Raw genomic sequence first — 23,572 nt, 5'->3', positions numbered from 1 at the left:
GTCGGCCGCCGAGGTCAGCGCACCGGGACGGGCCTCACTGGCCGACCCGCCCGTCGAGGCACTCGCGCAACAGGTCGGCGTGCCCGCAGTGGCGGGCGTACTCGTCGATCCTGTGCACCAGCAGCTCTCGCACCGCGATGCCGCTCTTCCCCAGCCGCACGCCCAGATCAGGGTGGGCGGCCAGGGCGGCGTCGGTGGCGGCCTGTTCGCGGGCCAGGTCGGCGAACGCCGCGTCGACCTCGGCCTGCTCGGCGACGGCTCCGTCGAAGTCCGCGTCCCGCCGGCCGTAGAGCTTCGGCAGCGGATCGCCGTCGCTGATCCAGCCGCGCCAGTCCCGTTCCACCTCGGCGAGGTGGCGGACCAGGCCGAGCAGCGACATCGTCGACGGCGGGACGGAGCGGCGGGCCAGCTGCTCCGGGTCCAGGCCCTCGCACTTCATCCGCAGGGTGTGCCGGTAGTTCGTCAGGAAGTCGTTCAGAGTCGGGAGTTCGCCGTCCGGGCTGACTCCCTCGCTGTTGCGGGGGTCGTCGTCCGGGTCGGCCCACATGTCGGGGTAGACGGTTGCCTGGGTCCATCGCTCGGGTTGGTCGCTCATACGGGCCATGCTCGTTCGTGAGGGCCCGAGCCGCCAGTGGGTTTCGCCGCGATGGCGGCGGTTCCTCAGGGCGTGGGCGTGGGCGTAGTCGTCGGTGTGGGAGCGGCGGCCGGAGGCGGGGGGCTGGGGAGGGCGCTCGCGCGGGCGGCGAGGTCGGTGACGACGCTGGTGCAGCTGTCGCCCTCCTTCTGGTGACCGCACACCTGCAAGGTGGTGTCGCCGGGGCTCGCGTCGACCATCACGGAGTAGTTGTCGTAGCCCCAGTGGATCAGGGCGGTCTCCTGCGAGCCGTGGTTGGTGGTGATGGTGGCGCTGTCCCCGGGGGAGCCGTCGGTGATCCCCGACCAGGCGGCCCGGCAGCGCGGGCTGTAGTGGACGTAGAGGACGACCTTGCCCACGTTGCCGGTCAGCAGGGTTCGCTGGTCGACGTCGCAGTGCGTGTCCTGGGGGTCCTTGCCGGCGCAGCCGACGCCCTCGCAGAGCGGCGCCGACCCGGCGGTCGTCGTCGTCGCCGCCGTCTTCGGCGGGAGCGTCGCCGCCGATGCCGTGCCGTTGCCGCCGTGCGGGCCGCGCAGGTACAGGGCCGCGAACAGGATGAGCACGGCGGCGACGGCGGCTCCCACGCCGGCCGCCGGCCGCCGCCACGGGGCGGGCCGCGGCGAGGCGGGGGCGGCGTCGGGCGCTTCGGCCGCCGGCTCGGGCACCTCGGCCGGCGGTGCGGGTGCGGGCTGGGGCTCGGGAGCTTCGACCGGCTCGGCCGCAGGCGCCGGCGCCGGCGCGGCCTCGCGGGAGGGCGCCTCGTCCGCGTCGCGTGCGGCCTCGGCCTTCCGCAGCAGGGAGGTGAGCAGTTCGGCGTCGCACTCGACCGTGGCGATCAGGCCGGTCAGGGCCTGCGGGGTGATCAGGCGCTTCCCGTTCAACCAGCGTTCCCAGGAGGCCTTGCTGAGGTAGGTCCTCTTCCCGAGTTCGGCCAGTGAGATCCGGTGCGCGTCCTTGACCGCACGCAGTTCCTCGGCCAGGCGCCGAGCGGGTTCCGAAAGATCGTCAGGGAGCGGCTTCCAGGACTGGCTCATCGCGGGTACCTCGGGCGGGTCGGCGGAGGATGCAAACTGATCCACTTTCGGATGATCAGTTTAGTCGACCGACTTCCCTCGGTCACCGCCCGCTTCCCCGAGCGCCGCGCCCTGCGGCGCACCCACCCGGGGCCCGCGTCCCGGACACCGTCTCACGATGCCTCCGCCCCGGCGTCCCAAGCCGCAGCTCCGGGCCCTGGGACGACCTCGAACCGTCTCAGAACCGCCGAGGACGCTCGAAGACCGGTGGAGAATCCCGCAGAGTGGGCCGCGCCCCGGCCGGCACGCCGGCAGGCCCCCCGGCCCGGGCACCTCACAGCACAGAGCAACGGGGGAGAAGCCACATGGACCGCCACCACGCGCCGTACACCACGTCTCCGGCCCCTGCCGAAGAACTCGCCAGGGAGCTCCGGTCGCTGAAGTCCGAGTCGGGCCTGACGTACGCCCGGATCAGCGAACGCACCCACTACGCGAAGTCCTCCTGGGAGCGGTGGGTGAACGGCAAGCAGTTCCCGCCGCGCGACGCCGTGGAGAGCATCGCCTCCGTCTGCGCCGGCGACGCCGACCGGCTGCTCGACCTGTGGCGCCGGGCGGACGGCTGCCGTGCCGCGGGCACACCGGCCGGCGCACTGCCGGACACCGCCGTGCCGCCGGCACCCGGGCCAGCGGGGGCCGCACGGTCCGGGTGCCGGCAGCATCACGGCCACCGGACGGGCCTGCTGCGGCCGCTGGTCGCCCTCGTGCTGATGCTGGCGGCGGGCCTGGTGCTGGCCGTCACCGGCCGGTGGCCGTCCCGGCCGGACAGGACCGTGGGCTGACCACGACGACGCCCCCGCGGACGCGACGGATCCGCGGGGGCGTCGGGTGATCCGGGCCGGGCCCGGCGGGTACGGGGGTCAGGCGACCAGCCGGCTCCAGGTGCGGGCGTCCACCACCCCGTCGGCGGGCAGTCCGGCCGAGGTCTGGAAGGCCGTCACCGCGGACCGGGTGCCGGGGCCGAACGCGCCGTCCACGCCCACCTGGATGCCGTGCGCCACCAACTGGCCCTGCACGGCCAGCACCGCGCTGCCCGAGGCGCCGTCGGCGAGGGGCGCGACCGCCTGGCTCCACGTCTGGTTGCCCGCGATCCCGTCCGCGGTGGCGTGCGTGAGGTTCTGGAAGGCCGTGACGGCGCTCTGCGTCGCGGGCCCGTACGCGCCGTCGACGGTCAGGCTCGCGCCGTGCTGCACCAGCAGGTACTGGAGGGTCCGCACCGTCTCGCCCGAGGCCCCGCCGGTGAGCAGCGGCCACACGGGCCCGGTCGGGTCTCCGCCGATGCGGGCCGCGACGTCGCGGCGCAGCTGCGGGAGCAGCGCGTACAGGCGGTCACCGGGGCACTCGGTGTTGTTGAAGTCCCGGTGCCCGTAGATCTGGTAGGCCCGCAGCCCGTACTGGCGGCAGATGTAGGTGATCAGGTCGATCAGCGCCGCGTACTGCTCGCCGCGCGGGTCGACGGTGGTGTAGGTGCCTTCGTTCTCGATGCCGATCGCCACCGTGTTCTGCGCCGTGCAGTGGGCGGCCTCGACGTGCCGGGCGCCGTCGCGCAGCGTGGACAGGCTGCCGTGGCGGCCTTCCAGGACGTACGCGCCGCGGCTGATGGTGAAGTGCTGCCCGGTGTCGATCCAGCCCTCGGAGTCCATCTGGTACGTCTGCACGGACCGGGCCAGCGAGAACGCGGCCGCCTGCGAGTAGTCCGTCACGTTGGGGGTCGCGGTGTGGTGCACGATCACCTTGTCCGGCACCCCGGTCAGGACGTTGACGGGGATGCTGGAGGGCCGGGCGCCCCACGCGGCCGTGTCGGCCACCGTCGGGCCGTCGGCGGCTCGTGCCACCCCGGCGGGCAGGGCGGACGCGAGCAGGGCACCGCCGCCGACCGCGAGGGCGCCGGTCAGGAAGGAGCGGCGACCGGGGCGGGGCGGGGTGGAGTCGGGGTACATGAACGGGGCCACCTGTTCCTCGGCTGGCTGGCGGGTCCGGACCCGTCGGACCGGTCGGCCGCCACGCTAGGAGTGCGGAGGCCCGGTCCACCATGGCTTCGCCGTCCCTCCCGCGTCCCGGGACGCCACAGCCCGGGGCGGGAGACGCAGAAGTGCGTCTCCCGGGGCGCCTTCGCGCACCCGGCGCCGATCGCCTACCATCGCGGTCGACCGCGTTCGGCCGCGTCGAGCGACGGGCGGGGCGACGGGCACGGGCGATCCGAGAGGCGCGGAGCATGGGCGACGAGCGCGGCTACCTGCTGGACAATCGGCAGCGGGAGGCGGGTCGACGGTTCGAGGGCATCGCCGAGCTGTTCGACGCGTGGACGCTGGAGCACCTGGACCGGCTGGGCCCGGCCGACGGGCACCACTGCTGGGAGGTGGGTGCGGGCGGCCCGGGGATCCCGCTGGCGCTGGCCGAGCGGGTCGGGCCGGCCGGCCGGGTCCTGGCCAGTGACCTGGACACCAGCTGGCTGACCGGACTGCCCGCCGACCGCGTCGAGGTCCTGCGGCACGACGTCACCCGCGACCCGCTGCCCGACGAGCGGTTCGACCTGGTGCACGTCCGCCTGGTGCTGGTGCACCTGCCCGACCGGGCCGAGGTGCTGCGGCGGCTGGCGTCGGCGGTACGGCCCGGGGGCTGGCTGGTGGTCGAGGACGCGGACCCGGCCCTGCAGCCGCTCGCCTGCCCGGACGAGCACGGACCGGACGAGGAGCTGGCGAACCGGGTGCGCCGGGCGTTCCGGGCCCGGCTCGCCGAGCGCGGCGCCGACCTCGCCTTCGGCCGGACCCTGCCCCGGCTGCTCCGCGAGGCGGGCCTGACGGACGTCGCCGCCGAGGCGTATTTCCCCGTCACCTCCCCGGCCTGCCGGGAGCTGGAGGCGGCGACGGTCCGCCAGCTCCGCGAGCAGCTGGTGGGCCCCGACCTCCCCGCCGCCGACCTGGACCGGCACCTGGCGAACCTCCGCGACACCGAGCTGGACGTGACGACCGCCCCGCTGATCACCTGCTGGGGCCGGCGCCGGTAGGCGACCACCGCGGGAACGCCCAGTCCTCGGCCGACCGGTCCTCGACGCGCTTCGACGCGCCTCAGAACTCGGAGCTGGGGGCGTCCGTGACGGGGCCGAGGTCGGGTCGGTCGCGGAGGTCGAGGGCTTCGCCGTGGCGGGTGAGTTCGAGGAGGACGAGGGTGTTGGTGCCCGGGCGCCAGAGCGGGGCGGGGGCGTAGAGGGTGCGCTGCGGGCCCTCGTCGGTGTAGCGGCCGAGGAGGAAGCCGTTGAGCCAGAGCAGGCCGCGGCCCCAGCCGGGGAGGGCGAGGAAGGCGTCGGCGGGGGTGTCGAGGTCGGTCTCGAAGCGGTGGAAGGCCGGGTCCCCGTCGGTGGCGGCGGTGGCCGGGTCGAAGTCCAGGCCGCTCAGGTCGGTGAGGGGGAGCGGGCGGATCTCCCAGTCGTGGAGGCGCTGGCGTTCGTGCGAGACGCCGCGCCGGATGCCCTTGCGGTCGTCGAGCTGGGGGCCGTAGTTGGTGCGGCCGAGCGCCTCGACCAGGATGTCCAGGGTGGTGCCGGCCGGCGCGGTGGCCAGCGGGAGGGTGGCGCCGGGGTCGTTGCGGTCGAGGGTGCCGAGGGGGTTGCCGTCGGCGAAGACCTGGGCGCGGTCGCCGAGGCCGTCGATGCGCAGCGGCAGGGTGGGGCGGGGGCCGGGGACGCGGGTGCGGTAGTGGATGAGGCCGAGGGACTGGCCGAGGTTCTCCATGGGTTCCGGGACGGGCCGGTGGTGCGGGGTGGCCAGGGCGTCCAGGGAGTCGAACAGGCGGGCCCGGCCGGTCCCGCGGTCGATGCGGCGCGGGGCCAGGCGGGGCGGCTCGGCGGGGAGCTCGCCGTCGGGCAGGGGGAGGTACCGGCCGATGACGTCCCGCAGGGCGTGGAACTTGGCCGTGAGTTCGCCGGCCTCGCCGATGGGGGCGTCGTAGTCGTAGCTGGTGGTGGTGGGCTCGTAGCCCGGGGTGTCGGGGCTGGTGCCGGTGTGGTTGGCGCCGGACCAGAGGCCGAAGTTGGTGCCGCCGTGGGCCATGTAGAGGTTGACGGAGGCGCCGGTGGCGAGGAGCGCGTCCAGGGAGCGGGCGGACTCCTCCGGGTCGCGGACGTGGTGGGGCCCGCCGACGCGGTCGAACCAGCCGATCCAGAACTCCATGGCGGCGAGCGGCCCCTTGGGCTGCTGACGGCGCAGCACCTCGAAGCGCTCGGGGGCGCGGGAGCCGAAGGTCGCGGTGGCGAGCAGGCCGGGGATCGCGCCGCCCTGCTGCATGAAGTCCTCGGCGCCGTCGGCGGTGAACAGCAGGCAGTCCACGCCGCGGGCGAGGAGGCCGTCGCGCAGGTGGGCGAGGTAGCCGGCGTCGGTGCCGTAGCTGCCGTACTCGTTCTCGACCTGGACGGCCACGACGGGGCCGCCGCGGCTGGCCAGCAGCGGCACCAGCTCGGGCACGAGAGCGTCGAACCAGCCGTCGACGGCGGCCAGGAAGGCGGGGTCGGCGCAGCGCAGGCGCAGGCCGTCGACGGCGAGCAGCCGGGCGGGCAGGCCGCCGAACTCCCATTCGGCGCAGATGTAGGGGCCGGGCCGCAGGATGACGTCCAGTCCGTGTTCCTGGGCCAGCCGGACGAACCGGGCCACGTCCCGCCAGCCGGTGAAGTCGATCTCGCCGGTGGGCAGTTCGTGGAAGTTCCACGGGATGTAGGTGTCCACGGTGTTGACGCCGAGGGCGCGCAGGCGGCGCAGCCGGTCGTCCCAGAGCTCGGGGTGGACGCGGAAATAGTGCAGGGAGCCGGCGACGATCCGGTGCGGGGCCCCGTTGCGGCGGAACCCGGAGTCGTCGTATTCGAGTTCGATCGTTTCGATCATCGCGTGACCAGCTTTCGAGGGTTTGGCACGGGCTGCCAGGGTAGGCCCCGACGGTGGACGGCCAACGGCTACCGGCGCGGCGCGGCGGCGACGTGGGTGCGGTGGCGGTCGGCCACGGTGGCGAGGGTCTGCGCGCCGGGGGTGGCCCAGACCCGCTCGTTGAAGATCTCGACCTCGATCCAGCCGGTGTAGCCCGCGGCCGTGACCTGGTCGGTGAGGGAGCGGAAGTCGATGTGGCCGTCGCCGACGTGGCCGCGCCCGAGCAGGACGTCGGCGGGTAGCGGCAGCGTCCAGTCGCACACCTGGTAGGCGGCGATGCGGCCGTCCCGGCCCGCCCGGTCGAGCTGCTCGGGCAGCGCCGGATCCCACCAGACGTGGTAGCTGTCGACGACCACGCCGACCTGGGCGGCCGGGTGCGGTGCGGCGAGGTCGAGCGCCTGGCCGAGGGTGGAGACCACGGCGCGGTCGGCGCAGAACATCGGATGCAGCGGTTCGATGGCCAGCCGGACGCCGGACTGCCCGGCGTACTGGGCGAGTTCGGCGAGCAGGTCGGCGATCCGGGCGCGCGCGCCGGGCAAGTCGCGGCTGCCCTCGGGCAGGCCTCCGACGACCAGCACCAGGGTGTCGGTGCCGAGTTCGGCGGCCTCCTCGACGGCCCGCCGGTTGTCGTCGAGCGCGGCGCGGCGGCCCTCGGCCCCGGCGGCGGTGAGGAAGCCGCCCCGGCAGAGGCTGCTGACGGTCAGGCCGCTGTCGCGGACCAGCCGGGCGGCGCGGGCCGTTCCGGTCTCGGCGACCTTGTCCCGCCACAGGCCGATCGCCGGGATGCCCGCCTGTGCGCAGCCCCGGACGGCCTCGGGCAGGGACCAGTGCTTGGTGGTGATCTGGTTGAGCGAGAGCCGTTCCAGTCCCGGGGCGGCGACGCCCGGCAGGACGGGGCCCGGCAGGGCGGGGCCTGGTGCGGCGGCGTCCGGTGTGGCGGGGCCCGGTGCGGTCATGCCGACCACCCGGCCAGGGCGAGGTAGCGGCGCATCCGGTCGGCCGCGAGCTCGGGGTCGGGGAGCACCCCGGCGGCGTCGGCGAGCCGAAGAAGCTCGACGAGGTGCGGTACGGACCGGCCGCTCTGGGCGCCGGCCACCATGGTGAAGTGCTCCTGGTGGCCGGCCAGGTAGGCGAGGAAGACCACGCCGGTCTTGTAGTGGTAGGTCGGCGCCGCGAAGAGGTGCCGGGCCAGCGGAAGCGTCGGGCCGAGCAGCGCGTCGTAGCGGGCGCTGTCGCCGGCGTCGAGGGCGTGCAGGGCCGCCGCGGCGTGGCCGGCGATCGGGTCGAAGACGCCGAGCAGGGCGTCGCTGTGGCCGAGTCCGTCGCCCTTGATCAGTTCGGGGTAGTGGAAGTCGTCGCCGGTGTAGAGCCGCACCCCGGCGGGCAGGGCGCGGCGCAGCGCGATCTCCCGGTCGGCGTCCAGCAGCGACACCTTGATGCCGTCGATCCGCCCGGGGTGTTCGCGGATGAGGGTGAGGACGGTGTCGGTGGCCGCGTCGAGGTCGGCGGAGCCCCAGTAGCCGGCCAGTGCCGGGTCGAAGGCGGCGCCGAGCCAGTGCAGGATCACCGGCCGGGCGGACTGCCGGATCAGTCCGTCGTAGACGCGGAGGAAGTCCTCCGGGCCGCGGGCGCGGGAGTTGAGGGCCCGGCTGGCCATCAGGACGGGCTGCGCGCCGGCGGCCTCGACGACGGCGAGCTGCGCCTCGTAGGCGTCCGCGACCTCGCTCAGGGCGGTGGCCGTGATGTCGCTCAAGGAGCGTGCCGGGTCGGTGATCTGGTCGGTGCCGACGCCGCAGGCGAGCCGGCCGCCGACGGCGCGGGCCGCCGCGCCGGAGCGGGTGATGAGTTCGCGGGTGGCGGCCCAGTCCAGGCCCATGCCGCGCTGGGCGGTGTCCATGGCGTCGGCGACGCCGAGGCCGAGTGACCAGAGGTGGTGGCGGAAGGCGAGGGTGGCGTCCCAGTCCAGGGCGGCCGGGGCGCCGGCGGCGTTGGCGCCGAGCGGGTCGGCGACGACGTGGGCGGCCGCGAAGGCCGTGCGGGAGGCGGGCGGGTGCGCGGGCAGGTCGAGCGGTGCGGGCTCGCGCAGCCGCAGCCGGCCGTGTCCGGGCAGGTTCAGTTCGGCCATCAGAGCACCAGCTCGGGGACGTCGAGCCGGCGGCCCTCGCGCGCCGAGCGCAGGCCGAGTTCGGCGAGCTGGACGCCCTTGGCGCCCTCCAGGAGGTCCCACGGGTAGGCGGAGCCGGTCGCCACGTGGCGCAGGAACAGTTCCCACTGCACCTTGAAGCCGTTGTCGTACTCGTCGTTCGCGGGCACCGGCTGCCACTGGGCGCGGAAGGGGTCGGTGGCCGGGAGGTCCGGGTTCCAGACCGGCCGGGGGGTGGTGGCCCGGTGCTGGATGCGGCACTCGCGCAGCCCGGCGACGGCGCTGCCCTCGGTGCCGTCGACCTGGAACTCGACCAGTTCGTCCCGGTCGACCCGCACCGCCCAGGAGGAGTTGATCTGCGCGACGACGCCGCCGGCCAGCTCGAAGACGCCGTACGCGGCGTCGTCGGCGGTGGCGGGGTAGGCCCGGCCCTGCTCGTCGACGCGGTGGGGGATGTGGGTGGAGGCGTGCGCGTACACCGTGCGGACGGGCCCGAAGAGGTTGTCCAGCACGTAGCGCCAGTGCGGGAACATGTCGAGGATCACGCCGCCGCCGTCCTCGGCGCGGTAGTTCCAGGACGGGCGCTGGGCGCTCTGCCAGTCGCCCTCGAAGACCCAGTAGCCGAACTCGCCGCGGACGGACAGGATCCGGCCGAAGAACCCGCCGTCGACGAGCCGCTTGAGCTTGCGCAGCCCGGGCAGGAACAGCTTGTCCTGGACGACGCCGTTGCGGACGCCGGCCGCCCGGGCGAGGCGGGCCAGTTCCAGGGCGGCGTCGAGGGATTCGGCGGTCGGCTTCTCGGTGTAGACGTGCTTGCCGGCGGCGATCGCGGCGCGCAGGGCGGCCTCCCGGGCGGGGGTCACCTGGGCGTCGAAGTACACCTCGGTGAGCGGGTGGGCGAGCGCCTCGTCGAGCGAGGTGGTCCAGTGCTCCAGGCCGTGGCGTTCGGCCAGGGCGCGCAGCTTGGCCTCGTTGCGGCCGAGCAGGATGGGTTCGGGCCAGAGCACCCGGCCGTCGTCGAGGTCGAGGCCGCCCTGCTCGCGGATGGCGAGGATCGAGCGGACGAGGTGCTGGCGGTGGCCCATGCGGCCGGTGACGCCGTTCAGGACGACGCCGATCACCTTGCGGTCCACGGGTGTTCTCCTTGCAGCTGGTAACGGGGGGTGGCGGTCAGGCCGTGCGGTGGATGCCTTCGGGGTGGACGGCGTGGGCGAACGGCAGGCCCCGCGCGTAGCGGGCGAGTTCGTCGGCCGCGGCGGCGGCCATCCGGTGCAGCTCGCCGCCGAGCGAGCCGGCCACGTGTGGGGTGAGCAGGACGTTCGGCAGCTCGTACAGCGGTGAGTCGGCGGGCAGGACCTCGGGGACGGTGACGTCGAGGACGGCGTCCAGGCGGCCGGCGACGAGTTCGTCGGTGAGCGCCTGCTGGTCGACCAGCGAGCCGCGGGAGGTGTTGACCAGGGTGGCGCCGTCGCGCATCAGGGCGAGCCGGCGGCGGTCCACCAGGTGGTGGGTCTCCGGCAGTTCGGGGGCGTGCACGGTGACCACGTCGGAGGAGGCGCACAGGTCGTCCAGGCCGACGGCCCGGGCGCCGAGCGCGGCGGCCTCGGCGGCCTCGACGTACGGGTCGTACAGCAGCAGGTCGAGGTCGTGCGGGCCGAGCAGTTCGAGCACCCGGCGCCCGATCCGGGAGGCGCCGACGACGCCGACCGTGCGCCGGTAGTTCCCGGCGGCGGCGTAGGCGCCCTGCCAGTCGTGCGGGGCGCGCCGGTGCCGGTAGTCCTCGCGGATCGCCAGCAGCCGCTTGTTGGCGAGCAGCACGGCGGCGACGGTGTACTCGGCGACGGGCAGCGCGTTGGCCCAGGCCGCCGAGGTCACCTGGAGGCCGCGCCGCCAGCAGGCGTCGGTGACGTGGTGCTTGACCGAGCCGGCGGCGTGGATGACGGCACGCAGCCGGGGTGCGGCGGCCAGTACGGCCTCGTCCAGCGGCGGGCAGCCCCAGCCGCTGATGATGACCTCGGTGCGGGCCAGCGCGGCGGCGGCCTCGGGGGCGGCGAAGTCGTCCACGACCAGGTCGGGGTCGAGGTCGGCGAGGTCGGTGAGCCGCTGGACGGCGTGCCGGTCGAGCAGCCGGGCGGGCAGGGCGCGGTCCATCGCGAGCAGGGCTCGGGGTCGGCGGGCCGGGGCGGCGGGGGAGCGGATGTCGGCTGTGGTGGTGGTCATTTGACGCTTCCTGCGGTCAGGCCGGCCCGCCAGTGGCGTTGCAGGCCGACGAAGGCCGCCACGAGCGGGAGGACGGCGAGCAGCGAGCCGCTGACGACGAGGGGGTAGTACTCGGGGAAGGCGTGGGTCTGGGCGTTCCAGCTGAACAGGCCGAGGCTGACCGGGAAGAGCCGGTTGTCCGAGAGCATCACCAGGGGGAGGAAGAAGTTGTTCCAGATCGCGGTGAACTGGAAGAGGAACACCGTGACGAAGCCGGGCGTCATCATCCGCAGGCCGATCGACCAGAAGGTGCGCAGTTCGCCGGCGCCGTCCATCCGGGCCGCCTCCAGCACCTCCCCGGGGACGTAGCCCGCGCAGAACACCCGGGCGAGGTAGACGCCGAAGGGGTTGACCAGGGAGGGCACGAAGACCGCCCAGAAGGTGTTGACCACGCCGAGGTCCGAGGCGAGCAGGTACATCGGCAGGGCCAGCGTGGTGGTGGGCACCAGCACGCCGAGCAGCACCAGGCCGAACAGCTTCTCCTTGCCGGGGAAGGCGTGGACGTGGAACGCGTACCCGGCGCAGACGCAGACCAGGGCGCAGGCCAGGGCGCCGAGCCCGGCGTACAGCAGGGAGTTGAGGTACCAGCGGAAGTAGATGCCGTCGCCGGTGGTGGCCAGCGCGTGCAGGTTGTCGCCGAGGTGCCAGGTGGAGGGGGAGAGGGCGCGCCCGCCGAGCAGGTCGCCGGTGTTCTTGGCGGCGGCGGTCACCAGCCACAGCAGCGGCAGCAGGGTGTAGGCGGTGGCGAGGACGAGGGCGCCGTTGACGGCGGCCTTGGAGAGCGTCCACGGGCGGCGGGGCGGGTGCCCGTGGGGGTGGCTGCGGGCGGCGGAGCGCTGCCGGGGGCGGCGTCCGGGGGCGAGCGTGGTCATCCGGTGGCCTCCGTCCGCCGGTCCGGGCGCGGGCGGGTGGCCCGGGTGACGAGGAAGGACAGCGCGGCGGCGGCGAGCGCGAGCAGCACCGAGGCGGCGGCGGCCAGGCCGTAGTCGCCCCGGTCGAAGGCGGCGGTGTAGGCGTACATGCTGGGCGTCCAGGTGGAGACGACACCGGGGGAGGCGCCGTGCAGGATCATCGGTTCGGTGAAGAGCTGGAGCGAGCCGATCAGGGTGAACAGGCCGACCAGCACGATCGAGGCGCGGATGAGCGGGATCTTGACGCTGACGGCGGTCCGCAGCGGTCCGGCGCCGTCGACGACGGCCGCTTCGAGGACTTCGCGCGGGACGGCCTGGAGCGCGGCGTAGAAGATGACCATGTTGTAGCCGGTCCACTCCCAGAGCGCGATGTTGACCACGGCGGGCAGCGGCGCGCCGAACGGATCGGGGTGGGCGCCGCCGGCGTTCAGCACGTCGATGACCGGGCTGATGCCGGGCGTGTACAGGTAGACCCAGATCAGCGCGGCGATGATGCCGGGCACCGCGTGCGGCAGGAACAGCGCCAGCTGGAAGAAGCGGCGGGCGCGGGCCAGCGCCGAGTCCAGCAGCAGCGCGAGGAGCAGCGCCAGCCCCGTCATCAGCGGGATGTAGAGCAGGCAGTACTGCGCGGTGGTCCAGAAGCCCGAGCGGAACGCCTGGTCGCCGAGCGCCCGGGCGTAGTTGCCGAGGCCGGTGAAGACCGTCTCGCCGCCGCCGAAGCCGAGCCCGGACCGGTGCTCGGTGTACAGGCTGAGGTGGACGGCGTAGCCGATCGGGACGAGCGTGCAGGCGGTGAACAGGAGCACGAACGGGGCGAGCAGGACGGCCGGCGCCCCGTACCGCCCGCGCCGGCGGGCGCGGGCGGCGACGGCGGGCCCGGGCCCGGTGCGGGGCGCCTCGGCGGTCACTGCTTGACCTTGAGGCCGCGGTTCTTCAGCTCGGCCAGCGTGGACTGCTGCGCGGCGTCGAGGGCCGCCTGGACGGTGCCGCCCTGGGTGAGCTTGCCGAACGCGTCCTTGAGCGCGTTGTTGGTCGCGTTCATCGTCGGGCCCCACTGCCAGTTCGGCTTGATCGACTTCGCGGCGTCCGAGTAGAGCGCGTACACGTCCTGGCCGCCGTAGAAGTCGGCCTTGAAGGCCTCCTCGGCCACCGGGACGAGCGCGGGCGCGGCCGGGAAGGCGGAGGAGGTGCCGGAGGCGATCCGGGCCTTGATGCCCTCCGGCGTGGTGGTCGCCCAGGTGGCGAACTCGACGGCCGCCTTGGCCTTCTTGCTGTTCTTGGAGACGGCGAAGGTGGTGCCGCCGACCATGCCGCTGGCCGGGACGCCGTCCCAGCTGGGCATCGGGGCGACGGCCCACGTGCCGGCCGCGTCGGGCAGGGTGCCCTTCAGTACCCCGCCGCCCCAGGAGGCGCCGAGGTAGCCGGCGGTCTCGCCCTTCTGCAGCGAGGCCGTCCACGGCTGGCTGAACGAGGGCTGGACGCGGACCAGGTCCTCGGCGATCAGCTGCTGCCAGTAGTCCGCGGTCTGCTTGGTCCCCGCGCCGTTGAGGTCGACGCTCCAGGCGTCGTCGCGGCCGGTGAACCAGTGGGCGCCGCCCTGCCAGGCCATCGCCTCGAAGGTGGCCGGGTCGTCGGGGAAGAAGGTGGCGATCCGGGTGTCCGGCTGGGCCTCCTTCAGTTTCCGCGCGGCGGTGCGGAATTCGTCCCAGGTCTTCGGCGGGGTGAGGCCGGCCCGGTCGAAGAGGTCCTTGCGGTAGTAGAAGGCCTGCGGCGAGGCGTCCAGCGGCAGCGCCCAGGTACGGCCGCCGAGGCTGGTCAGGTCCATGGTCTGCGGCAGGTACTTCGCCTTGAGCTCGCCGGGGACGAGCCCGGAGATGTCCTGGACGGCGCCCTGGCTGACGAAGTCCGGCAGTTGGGCGTACTCGACGTTGAACACGTCGGGGGCGTTGCCGGCCTTCACCGCGTTGGAGATCTTGGCGTACCCGCCGGCCGTGCCGGAGGGTATCTCCTCGTAGACCACGTTGACGTCGGGGTGGGAGGCGTTGAAGGCGGCGACGACCTCCTTCGTCCCCTTGGACCAGGCCCAGAAGGTCAGCGTGACCGGCTTGCCGTCGTCGGCCTTCGGGGCCCCGCCGCCGCTGCCGCCGCAGGCGGCGAGGAGGACGGTCGACAGCAGGCCGCCGGCGGCGGCGCGGAGGAGTCTGCGCCGGGGGTGGGGGAGGGAGAGCGGGAGTGAGGGCATGCACGACTCCGGGAGAGGGGGGCGCGGCCGGGAGGTCAGGGGGGCTGCCGGTGGCCGCGACCGGGCGAGCAAGTGGTCGCCATCCTGGGCGGACGAACGATCGAAGTCAAGAGATCGGGATCAAATGATCCGTTGCGATCAAAAGCCTTGACGAACGATCAACCGCTTTCTAGATTCCCCGCACGGGGCGCGACTCCCGAGCCCCGTGCCATGGAGGACACCGCCGTGCTGCTGCCCCCGGAAGACCACGCCCTCAGCCCCCGCACCGGCTGGACCAGAGCCCACTGGGAGGCCGCCGCCGACGGGCTGCTCGACGCCGTCCTCCCCTGGGCCGGACCCGGACACGCGCTGATCGACCTCCCCGGCCCCCGGCCGAGCTGGTCCGGCCGCCGCTCCGACGCCCTCGAAGGCTTCGCCCGCACCTTCCTCCTCGCCGCCCTGCGCGTCGCCGGCGCCGGCGGCGCCGACCCGCACGGCCTGCTCGACCGCTACGCCGCCGGACTCGACGCCGGCACCCGCCACCCCACCACCGCGCGCGACCTCACCGACGACGACCCGGCGTCCTGGCCAGTCGTCACCGACCGCGGCCAGGCCATGGTCGAGGCCGCCGCCATCGCGTTCGCCCTGCGGCTGACCCGCCCCTGGCTCTGGGACCGCCTCCCCGCCGACGTCCGGACCAGAACCGCCCGGTGGCTCGCCGAAGCCCTCCACCGCACACCCAACGACAACAACTGGTGGCTCTTCCCGCTCGCCGTCGGCGGCTTCCTCGCCGAAGCCGGCATCGAGGAGCACGCCGCCCGCGCCGCCGTCCGGCGCGGCCTGGAACGCATCGACCGCTTCCACCTGGGCGACGGCTGGTACACCGACGGCCGCCCCCGGGCCTTCGACCACTACAACGGCTGGGCCCTGCACCTCTACCCCGTGCTGCACGCCCACCTCGCCGACGACCGCGCCCTGCTCGCCGAATACGGCCCCCGACTCGCCGCCCACCTCGCCGACCACGCCCACCTGTTCGGCGGTGACGGCGCCCCGGTGCACCAGGGCCGCTCGCTGATCTACCGGTTCGCCGCCGCCGCCCCGCTCTGGGCCGGCACCCTCACCGGCCACACCCCGCTCACCCCCGGCACCACCCGCCGACTCGCCTCCGGCGCCCTGCGCCACTTCCTCGACCGCGGCGCCACCGGCCCCGACGGCCTGCTCACCCTCGGCTGGTACGGCCCCCACCCCCCGCTCGTCCAGCCCTACTCCGGCCCCTCCTCGCCCTACTGGGCGGCCTCCGGCTTCCTCGGCCTGCTGCTGCCCGCCGATCACCCCGCCTGGACCGACCGCGAGGAGCCCGCCCCCGCCGAACGCCGCGACACCGTCCGCGCGCTGCCCGGCCCCGGCTGGCTGGTCCAGTCCACCGCCGCCGACGGCCTGGTCCGCCTCCACAACCACGGCAGCGACGACCAGCCCGCCGACCGCGTCCACCCCGACGACCCGCACTACGCGCGGCTCGCCCACTCCACCGCCACCGGCCCCGTCCACACCGGCCCGGCCGACAACCACCTCGCCCTGCTGGTCGACGGCGAACCCACCGAACGCGGCCGCATCACCCCGCTCGCCACCGGCGACGGCTGGGCGGCCTCCACCCACCGCCCCCGGGCCGCCGGACACCCCCTGCCCGGTGTCACCGTCACCTCGCTGACCCTCGCCCACGGCGCCGACGAGGTCCGCGCCCACCTGGTCGCCGGCGCCCCGCCCGGCACCCCGCTGCGCGAGGGCGGCTGGGCCGTCGCCGGAGACCACCTGCCGCCCGTCCGGCCCGGCACCGCCGCTGCCGCTGCTGCTGCCACCGCGACCGCCCACACGCCGGACGGCCGGCTGCTGACCAGCGAACTGCGCGCCCTGCACGGTTACACCGCCGCCCGCACCAGCCCCGTCCCGGACGGCACGGCCTTCGGAGCGGCCGCCGCCCTGCCGGTCCTGACCGGCGCCACCGGCGGGGCCGTCCACCTGCTGGTGTGCGCCGCCCGCCTCACCGCCGTCCCCCTCACCGGCGTCCCCCTCACCGCCGACCGCCTTGTCGCCGCTCACCCCACCGCCGTCCCCCTCACCGCCGCCACGGATGACCTCCCGCCGCTCGGTGGCCTGACGGCGGACGTGGCGGCCGCGCCGGACGGCGCCTACCGGCTGCGGGTGCGGTGGGCCGACGGCGCCGTCCACGAGGCGGAGCTGTCGCCAGGAGCGGCCTCAGCCCGCCGACTTCCGCCCGGCGCCCGGACCTGAGGAGCACCCGTGCCGCTCGCCCTCTCCACCCTCGGCCTGCCCGGCCTGCCGCTCGCCGCCGCCGCGCGCCTCGCCGCCGACCACGGCTGGCACGGGCTGGAACTGCGCTGCGCCCCCGGCCAGCCGGTCCACCCCGGCCTGACCGCCGACGAGCGGCGCGCCGCCGTGCGCGCACTGGCGTCCACCGGGACGGTTCCGCTCGCGCTGACCTCCTACCTCGGCATCGCCGCCCCGGGCGCGGACGCCCCGCTGCTCGCCGACCTCGGCGGACACCTGGAACTCGCCGCCGACCTGGGCTGCCCGGCCGTCCGGGTCTTCCCGCGCGGCGGCGCCGCGCCCGGGCCGGCGGCGGTCGACGAACGGGCTGGCGAGCGCGCCGCCCGGCGGCTGGCCGCCGTCGCCGACCGCGCGGGCGCGCTCGGCGTCCGGGTCCTGGTCGAGACGCACGACTCGCACCCGACCGGCCGCGACCTCGCCCGGCTGCTCGCCCCCGTCGACCACCCGGCCGTCGGCGCCCTGTGGGACCTCCAGCACACCGTCCTCGGAGGGGAGCCGCCGCAAACCACCCACCGGGCGCTGGCCGACCGGCTGGGCCACGTCCAGGTCAAGGACGTCGCCTCGGCCGCCGACCGCACGCCGCTGCCGCTCGGCGCCGGCACCCTGCCGATCGCCGCCTGCCTCGCCCTGCTGCCGGCCGACGCCTGGGTCTGCTGGGAGTACGAGGCGCCCTGGTACCCCGAGGCCGCCCCGCTGGCTCCGCTGCTCGGCGCGGCCGCCGACTGGTTGGCGGGACTGCGGCGGTAGCGGGCCCCCGGCCCGGGAATTCAGCCGCCGCAGGAGGTGCGGACGCGCAGGGCCGGGAGCAGGGAGATCCGGTGCACCGGCAGGTCGGGCCCGGCGGTGAGGCGGCGCAGCAGGAGGCCGACGGCCGTCTCGCCGACCGCGCGGGTCGGCGGGGCGACGGCGGTCAGCGGCGGGGCCGCCAGGGCGGCGAACACGTCGTCGTAGGCGATCAGCGCGAGGTCGTCGGGCACCGCGAGGCCGCGGGCGCGGAGCAGCGGGAGCAGCTGGATCGCGTCCTGGTCGTTGTGGATGAGGGCGGCGCGGACGCCGTCGGACACGGCGTCGGCGATCAGCCCGGCGAGCCGGTCGGAGTCGGCGGGGCGGCCGTCGTCACCGAGGGTGTCCAGGACGGGCAGGGCGGCCAGTCCGAGCAGCCGGGTGCCGTGCTGGTAGCCGGCCCGGACCTCCCGGGCCGTCCAGGAGTCGCCGCGGGCCGCGAGCAGGACCCGGTCGTGGCCCAGGTCGGCGAAGTGGCGCAGCGCGAGGAGGACGCCCTGCCGGTGGTCCGAGCCGACGGAGTCCAGGCCGGCGCCGGGGCCCCCGTACTCGGGTGTGCCGCGTTCGACCAGGATGGCGGGCACCGGCAGGTCGTCCAGCCAGTCGTGGGCCTGCGCGGGCCGGCCGGGCAGGAGGTTGGGCGCGAGCAGCAGCCCGTCGAGGCCGGACTCCAGCAGCCGTTCGGCCTGGGTGCGGTCGTCGCGGGCCTCGTAGGGGGCGATGCCGAGGACCAGGCGGGCGCCCGCTGCCGTCGCGGCGGCCCGGGCTCCGTTGATCAGCTCGTCGAAGTACGACCCGACGGAGGGCACCAGCAGCCCGAGGGTGCGGGTCTCGCCCTCGCCGTCCGTCGGCTTCTCCGGTGTGCGCCGGACGACGAACCCGTGCGAGCGCCCCACCCGGCCGGCCTCGGCCAGCGCGGCGACGTCCCGCCGCACGGTCACGGCCGGAATGGCGAGCCGTGCCGCCAGGTCGGCGAGCCGCAGGGGCCCGCTCGCCTCGCCGACGGCCTTGAGGATCAGGTCCCGACGTTCCTCGGCCGAGATGGTCATCGCCTGTCCCCCGTACTGCTCCGAACCGTGGCTGGTTGATCGGACCATATCTTTCGATCGACTTCCGATCAAGTATGACCGCGATGCCGCACCTGATATCCACCGGGCCCGCCGTCGCTGTCGCCGTTGCCGGGCCCGCCGTCGCTGTCGCCGTCGCCGGTGCCGCCCCGGGTCGGTGTCAGTAGTTCGCGGACTCCTCCAGGACCCACCAGACGCACAGGCTGAACGGTGTGCCGAGCCCGCCCACGACGACCGCGATCCACAGCGGCCAGTAGCTGCCGTCGGTGACGGGGGCCCGTCGCGGGTGGGCGGGATCGATCCGCACCTCGACCCGGTGCCCGTCGGGCCACTGCACGTCCGTGCCCTCGGCGGCGCGGTACTCGTGCCCGTCCGCCGTCCAGAGGAAGGTGCACTCGCTGCTGGTGTCGCCGCTGCTGCGGCAGCCGGTGACGGTGGCGGACACCCGCAGCGTGGCGTGCCGGTCCAGGGCGCGCTCGTGGAACCAGCCGCTGAGGGAGAAGGCGAAGCAGCCGGCGAAGGTGCAGAGCATCAGGGCGAGCATGGCGCCGTGGAACAGGGCGGAGACGGAGCCGGAGCGCGGCCGCTGGCCCAGGGCCAGCCGTACCGGCGAGGCCAGCGCCGCGAGTGCCGCCGCGCCGGCGGCCCCGATCCAGCCGGCGTACCAGGGCGTGGATCCCCACGGCGTGCAGGCCGTCGTCACCGCGCCGACCAGCGCGGCGGCCCAGGCTGCCCGTTGGAGCAGGCGCGTGGCGGCGCGTGCCCGGCGGCGCAGCCGGTCTGAGCGGGGAGGAGCAGGGACGGGGGGTCGCTCGTCCTCGATGGTGGTCACGCGGCCACGCTGGCAGAGGGCCGGGCCGGGCACCAGCAAGCGGCGCTCACTCCCGGCGTTCAGCAGCGCTTACGGCGCCCCGGCGGGCGGCTCGTCGGGCGGGCCCTCGGGAGTGCCCGGCTCGCTGGGGTCGACCAGATGGCCGTTCACGCGCGGCTCACTCTCGGTCAGCCCCTGGGCCGCCAGCCGCTCGCTCGCCGCCAGCAGCGCGCTCTGCAGCGCCTCGGCCGCCGCCCGCACCGCCGGCGGCGCCCCCCACGGTCCGGTGCGGCGCAGCAGACGCACCAGGTAGGCGCCCGGCACCGGCAGCGTGGTGACGGTGCCGGCGCCCGGGCCGATCAGGGCGGCGGCGTTCGCGGGCAGGATCGCCGCGCCCAGACGGGCGGCGAGCATGGAGTAGACGGCGAAGCGGTAGCGGGCGGTGTGCTCGACCAGGGGCACGATGTCGTGCCGGGTGGCCAGGCGCTGGAAGGCCAGCTGCCGGGGTGAGCCGGCCGGGGCGGCGATCCAGGGGCGGCCGGACAGTTGGGCGGGGTCGGTGAGCGGGGGCCAGTCGGAGGGGACGACCAGGCGGTAGGCGTCCTCGAACATGACGCTCGCCTCGACGCCGGGCGGCAGCGGGGTGGGTTCCTGCTGGTCGTCCTCGATGACCAGGACGTCCAGTTCGCCCAGGCGCAGCGCGCGCAGGCCCTCCTGCCGTCCGGTCTCCACCAGGCGGGGGGCCAGGTCGGGGTGGGTGCGGGCGAGCAGGTGGACGGCGGTGGTGGCGAAGAAGGTGATGGCGGGCGCCGGCACGCCGATGGCGACCGGGCCGGCGGCAGCGGCGCCGAGTGCGCGCAGGTCGCGGGCGGCGTCCTGGAGCGCCTGGCCGATCCGGTCGCCGTAACCCGCCAACAGGCGGCCTGCGGCGGTCAGTTCGGCCCGACCGCCGGTGCGGTCCACCAGGGGGACGCCGACCTCGCGTTCCAGCCGGCCCAGCTGCTGGGACACCGCGGAGGGGGTGTGGCCCAGCGCGCGCGAGGCGCCCGCCACGCTGCCGGCGTCGGCGATCTGGCGCAGGATCAGCAGCCTCTTCGGGTCGAGTTCCACCGCTGTACCGCCCTTTCGCCGCGCCCGGGGTCGAGGACGCCCATCCTGGCAGAGGCCGGACGCGGTCCGGATGCGGACAGCTGTTCAGTCCTCAGACGTGGAACGGGACGGTGGTAACGACGATCTTCGGCAGTGGGCGGAGCGCCCTGCGCAGGCGGGGGGCGAGTCGGTTGTGCAGGAGGCGGTGGCGCCGGTGTCGTACGACGATCTCCGGGAGGACGACGGTCAGGGTGAGGTCCGGGCGCTGGTCGTGCAGGGACTCGATGTAGTTGACCAGGGGCGCGACGATCGTGCGGTAGGGGGAGAGGAGGATCTTCAGGGGCAGGTGGTCGCCCCACAGGTTCCAGTACGCGCGGAAGCGCCGGGCCTCCTCCTCGCTGGCGCTGATGTGCAGGGCGAGGACGGGCTGGCGGAGCGAGGCGGCGTAGGCGAGGGCGCGCATGCCGGCCAGGTCCAGTGCGGCGATCGGCACGATCAGCAGGGGGTGGATCTCCTCGGGAGTCTCCTCGCTCTCCGCCTCGCGCTCACACTCCGCTTTCGCCTCTGCGGAGGGCGCGGGCGCGCCGTCCCGTGGGCGCGGCCGGGTGAGGGCGCGGCCGGGCACCTCCACGGCGTGCGGGTGCAGGGCGAGCGCTGCGGCGACCTGCTCGTAGTGGTGCCGGATCCTGGCGGCCACCAGGATGAACAGGCCCACCACGAGCGCGGCGAACCAGGCGCCCGAGGTGAACTTGGTGATCGCGGCGGTGACGAGCACGACCGCCGAGAGCAGCGCGCCGACGGCGTTGAAGATCAGGCTCTTGCGCCAGTGGCGGTCGCGCAGGCGCCACCAGTGCACGACCATGCCGGTCTGCGACAGCGTGAAGGCGAGGAACACGCCGACCGCGTACAGCGGGATCAGCGGCGCCGTCATGCCGTCGAACGCCGCGTAGATCGCGGCCGCGGCGACCGAGAGCACGATGATGCCGTTGCTGAAGGCCAGCCGGTCGCCCAGCCGTAGGAAGATCCGCGGCGCCTGGTTGTCGCGTGCCAGGAGGTAGAGGACGCGGGGGAAGTCGTTGTAGGCGGTGTTGGCCGCCAGGAGCAGGATCGCGGCCGTGGCGGCCTGGGTGAAGACGTAGCCGAAGCCCGGGCCGAAGGCGCGGTGGGCGAGCTGCGACAGCACCGTCTCCTGGGCGTCGGGGACGACGCCGTCGAGGTGGACCAGCGCGACCGTGCCGGCGAAGAGCACGATCAGCAGGCCGACCATCCAGGTCAGGGTGGTACGGGCGTTGCGCCACTCGGTGGGCTGGAAGGCCGGGACGGCGTTGGAGATCGCCTCGATGCCGGTCATCGCCGTCGAGCCGGAGGCGAAGGCCCGCAGGACCAGGAGCACGCCGACCCCCTCGGTCGCGGTCGACTGCGGAGCCGCGGTGGGCTGGAAGCCGTGGCCGGCGGCGTCGTACAGGCCGAAGGCGATGAGGGCGAGGACGGCGAGGACGAAGGCGTAGGTCGGTGCGGCGAACAGGACGCCCGCCTGCCGTACGCCGCGCAGGTTCCCGGCGAGCAGCACGCCGATCACGGCGAGGCCGATCGGCACGACGTCGCCATGGAGCGAGGGGACCGCCGAGGTGACGGCCTCCATGCCGGAGGCGATCGAGACCGCGACCGTGAGGATGTAGTCCGTCATCAGACCGGCGGCCGCCGCCAGCCCGGGGAGGCGGCCGAGGTTCGCGGTGGCGACGATGTACGAGCCGCCGCCGTGCGGGTAGGCGCGGATCGTCTGACGGTAGGACACCCCGACCGCCAGCATCAGGAACGTGATCGTCGCGGCGATGGGCACCGAGTAGCGCAGGCCGGCGGTGCCCGCCAGGACCAGGACGGCCAGCATCGCCTCGGGCCCGTAGGCGACGGACGAGAGCGCATCGGCGGAGAGCACCGGCAGCGCCACCAGCTTGCGCATCCGCTCGTGCGCGATCGCGGTACTGCGCAGCGGGGCCCCGAGCAGCACGTGCCTGACCCCGGCGCCCGCCCGGCCGAGTCGGGAGGTCCGGATGTCCTCGCCGCCCGCCTCGACCGGAGGCGGCTGCCCGCCGACCGTGGCCACCCGCACGAAGCGGCCGAAGCGCACCGGCCGGATCTCGGAGGAGGCCGGAAAACGGCCGAGCTCCGGGTCCACCGGCAGTGCCCGGCGCCACGCCTGCGGATCCCCGGCCGCCCGACCCCATTCCCGGCCCACCCGGCGCAGTACCCCGACCTGCTCCCGGTCGAGGGCCGGCAGCGGGGCGTCGGGACTGGGCGCACCGCCCGCCCCCACGCCACCGCCGTCATTCTTCGCATTCGACACGACACACAGTGTTACGCATCGCGGCTCTCGGTGACGCAGGTCCGCAGCCGGGGCGTCGAGCAGGACCACGCCCTCCCGCGCGGGCGTCCGCCGGTGCGGAGTCCTCCGCACGCGCGGACGCAACGCGCCGCCGTCGGGCGTGACGGAGGGCCGATCGGCGGAGGATCCGGACTGGTTGACGGCACTCCCGCGGGTGCGGCCTTTCTGTGCGGGGTCCGTATGGAGGAGGTCCGGGCCGGCGGCACCGACTCGGCGCGGCAGATCCTCCTGGCCATCGGCATCGGCTCCGAGCCCACGACCGAACTGCACTGACCGGACAGCACCGAGGAGCGGCCCCGGGCGGTCACGGTCCGGGTCTGGGGCGGGTCCGACGCCGTCGGCGAGCCCGAGGCCGAGCGGTCACGCGAGTGACCCGCGCGGTCCCGGCCCGCGGGCGGTGTCCGCATGGTCGGATCAGGAGCATCCCGAGCTGATCTCGCGGAAGTCGGCGTAGTGGTCGTCGCTGTACCAGACCTGTTGGGCGGCGGGGTCGCGCACCAGGCGTTCGGCGTCGCGATGCCGGCCGGGCTGGCGCGGGTTGACGTCGTACTCGCGGTAGTGGCCGTCCTGGGGGAGGTCGCCGCTGCGGTTTCCGTAGACGTTGCTGCCGCGGATCACGAAGGGGGAGCCGGCCACCGGGTAGTCCCGGGGGGCGTTCGCGGTCGGCCAGTGCAGGTCGTGCCAGATGCGGCACGCCTCCTCGACCTGGGGCGGGAACTGGTCGACGGGCAGCGAGGGTTCGAGGATGTCGCGGACGATCCGCGGCGCGGGGTGGGCCGCGGGGGCGGCGGCGGCCGGGGCGGCGGAGGGAACGGTGACGGCCGTCAGGAACAGCGCGGCGGCGGCCGTGCGGACGAGCTTTCCGGGTGTGGTCACGCATCGGCCAACGACATGCGGGCGTCCCGGGTGCGCGGAGACACCCGGACGGCCCAGCCCTGGACT

The 23,572-nt window shown here is 75.0% G+C and carries 20 protein-coding genes; 4 read left to right on the top strand and 16 right to left on the bottom strand.

Annotated elements, in window-relative coordinates:
- Window positions 1-34 precede the first annotated feature (34 nt).
- Window positions 35-604 (bottom strand): DinB family protein, encoded by a 570-nt coding sequence (locus tag ABT015_RS15205; protein WP_350879475.1) that lies wholly within the window; start codon window positions 602-604, stop codon window positions 35-37.
- Between the two features lie 56 nt (window positions 605-660).
- Entirely contained in the window at window positions 661-1,713 is a 1,053-nt protein-coding gene (locus ABT015_RS15200) for a DUF2690 domain-containing protein (RefSeq protein WP_350879473.1), read from the bottom strand.
- A gap of 299 nt (window positions 1,714-2,012) precedes the next feature.
- Between ABT015_RS15200 and ABT015_RS15195 the strand changes: the two genes are divergently transcribed.
- Window positions 2,013-2,486 carry a helix-turn-helix domain-containing protein gene (locus ABT015_RS15195; protein WP_350879471.1) on the top strand — a complete coding sequence of 158 codons (474 nt, stop codon included), beginning with the start codon at window positions 2,013-2,015 and terminating at the stop codon, window positions 2,484-2,486.
- 78 nt (window positions 2,487-2,564) lie between these two features.
- Here ABT015_RS15195 and ABT015_RS15190 read toward each other — a convergent pair whose 3' ends face one another.
- Window positions 2,565-3,644 carry a peptidoglycan recognition protein family protein gene (locus ABT015_RS15190; protein ID WP_350879469.1) on the bottom strand — a complete coding sequence of 360 codons (1,080 nt, stop codon included), beginning with the start codon at window positions 3,642-3,644 and terminating at the stop codon, window positions 2,565-2,567.
- 275 nt (window positions 3,645-3,919) lie between these two features.
- On the opposite strand from ABT015_RS15190, the gene ABT015_RS15185 reads away from it, so the two are divergent.
- Entirely contained in the window at window positions 3,920-4,711 is a 792-nt protein-coding gene (locus tag ABT015_RS15185; protein ID WP_350879467.1) for a methyltransferase domain-containing protein, read from the top strand.
- A gap of 61 nt (window positions 4,712-4,772) precedes the next feature.
- On the opposite strand, the gene ABT015_RS15180 is transcribed toward ABT015_RS15185, so the two are convergent.
- The 8 genes from ABT015_RS15180 to ABT015_RS15145 all read right to left on the bottom strand — a co-directional run bounded on the left by ABT015_RS15180 (window position 4,773) and on the right by ABT015_RS15145 (window position 14,172).
- Window positions 4,773-6,578, bottom strand: coding sequence for a glycoside hydrolase family 35 protein (locus ABT015_RS15180; protein ID WP_350879466.1), 1,806 nt, complete (start codon window positions 6,576-6,578; stop codon window positions 4,773-4,775).
- 68 nt (window positions 6,579-6,646) lie between these two features.
- Window positions 6,647-7,573, bottom strand: coding sequence for a sugar phosphate isomerase/epimerase family protein (locus ABT015_RS15175; RefSeq protein WP_350879464.1), 927 nt, complete (start codon window positions 7,571-7,573; stop codon window positions 6,647-6,649).
- Window positions 7,570-8,742, bottom strand: coding sequence for a dihydrodipicolinate synthase family protein (locus ABT015_RS15170; RefSeq protein WP_350879462.1), 1,173 nt, complete (start codon window positions 8,740-8,742; stop codon window positions 7,570-7,572). The genes ABT015_RS15175 and ABT015_RS15170 overlap by 4 nt, the downstream gene beginning before the upstream one ends.
- Window positions 8,742-9,845, bottom strand: coding sequence for a Gfo/Idh/MocA family protein (locus ABT015_RS15165; RefSeq protein WP_402452255.1), 1,104 nt, complete (start codon window positions 9,843-9,845; stop codon window positions 8,742-8,744). Before ABT015_RS15165 ends, ABT015_RS15170 begins: the two co-directional genes overlap by 1 nt.
- Before the next feature lie 85 nt (window positions 9,846-9,930).
- Entirely contained in the window at window positions 9,931-10,980 is a 1,050-nt protein-coding gene (locus ABT015_RS15160; RefSeq protein WP_502897321.1) for a hydroxyacid dehydrogenase, read from the bottom strand.
- Window positions 10,977-11,891: a carbohydrate ABC transporter permease gene (locus tag ABT015_RS15155; protein WP_350879460.1), complete on the bottom strand. Its 915-nt coding sequence runs from the start codon at window positions 11,889-11,891 to the stop codon at window positions 10,977-10,979. Before ABT015_RS15155 ends, ABT015_RS15160 begins: the two co-directional genes overlap by 4 nt.
- On the bottom strand, window positions 11,888-12,838 hold the full coding sequence (locus tag ABT015_RS15150) for a carbohydrate ABC transporter permease (RefSeq protein ID WP_350879458.1): 951 nt from the start codon (window positions 12,836-12,838) through the stop codon (window positions 11,888-11,890). Before ABT015_RS15150 ends, ABT015_RS15155 begins: the two co-directional genes overlap by 4 nt.
- Window positions 12,835-14,172 (bottom strand): ABC transporter substrate-binding protein, encoded by a 1,338-nt coding sequence (locus tag ABT015_RS15145; protein ID WP_350879457.1) that lies wholly within the window; start codon window positions 14,170-14,172, stop codon window positions 12,835-12,837. Before ABT015_RS15145 ends, ABT015_RS15150 begins: the two co-directional genes overlap by 4 nt.
- 210 nt (window positions 14,173-14,382) lie before the next feature.
- On the opposite strand from ABT015_RS15145, the gene ABT015_RS15140 reads away from it, so the two are divergent.
- The gene (locus ABT015_RS15140; protein WP_350879455.1) at window positions 14,383-16,440 is read left to right on the top strand and encodes a DUF2264 domain-containing protein; all 2,058 of its coding nucleotides are present in this window, start codon (window positions 14,383-14,385) and stop codon (window positions 16,438-16,440) included.
- Window positions 16,441-16,449: 9 nt separating this feature from the next.
- Window positions 16,450-17,244 (top strand): sugar phosphate isomerase/epimerase family protein, encoded by a 795-nt coding sequence (locus ABT015_RS15135; protein WP_350879454.1) that lies wholly within the window; start codon window positions 16,450-16,452, stop codon window positions 17,242-17,244.
- Between the two features lie 20 nt (window positions 17,245-17,264).
- Here the strand turns inward: ABT015_RS15135 and ABT015_RS15130 are convergent, their stop codons facing one another.
- From ABT015_RS15130 to ABT015_RS15110, 5 genes are all read right to left on the bottom strand, one after another.
- Window positions 17,265-18,329, bottom strand: coding sequence for a substrate-binding domain-containing protein (locus ABT015_RS15130; RefSeq protein WP_350879452.1), 1,065 nt, complete (start codon window positions 18,327-18,329; stop codon window positions 17,265-17,267).
- A 178-nt stretch (window positions 18,330-18,507) separates the two neighbouring features.
- Window positions 18,508-19,179 carry a DUF3592 domain-containing protein gene (locus tag ABT015_RS15125; RefSeq protein WP_350879450.1) on the bottom strand — a complete coding sequence of 224 codons (672 nt, stop codon included), beginning with the start codon at window positions 19,177-19,179 and terminating at the stop codon, window positions 18,508-18,510.
- Window positions 19,180-19,248: 69 nt separating this feature from the next.
- Window positions 19,249-20,268: a LysR family transcriptional regulator gene (locus tag ABT015_RS15120; protein WP_350879449.1), complete on the bottom strand. Its 1,020-nt coding sequence runs from the start codon at window positions 20,266-20,268 to the stop codon at window positions 19,249-19,251.
- Window positions 20,269-20,359: 91 nt separating this feature from the next.
- The gene (locus tag ABT015_RS15115; RefSeq protein ID WP_350879564.1) at window positions 20,360-22,207 is read right to left on the bottom strand and encodes an APC family permease; all 1,848 of its coding nucleotides are present in this window, start codon (window positions 22,205-22,207) and stop codon (window positions 20,360-20,362) included.
- A gap of 837 nt (window positions 22,208-23,044) precedes the next feature.
- Entirely contained in the window at window positions 23,045-23,506 is a 462-nt protein-coding gene (locus ABT015_RS15110; protein WP_350879448.1) for a ribonuclease domain-containing protein, read from the bottom strand.
- Between the last annotated feature and the right edge of the window lie 66 nt (window positions 23,507-23,572).

The organism is Kitasatospora sp. NPDC094016 (assembly GCF_040304045.1).
GTDB lineage: Bacteria > Actinomycetota > Actinomycetes > Streptomycetales > Streptomycetaceae > Kitasatospora.
Note: the sequence above shows the minus strand (reverse complement) of the source record. Positions and strands in the feature narration are given on the sequence as shown.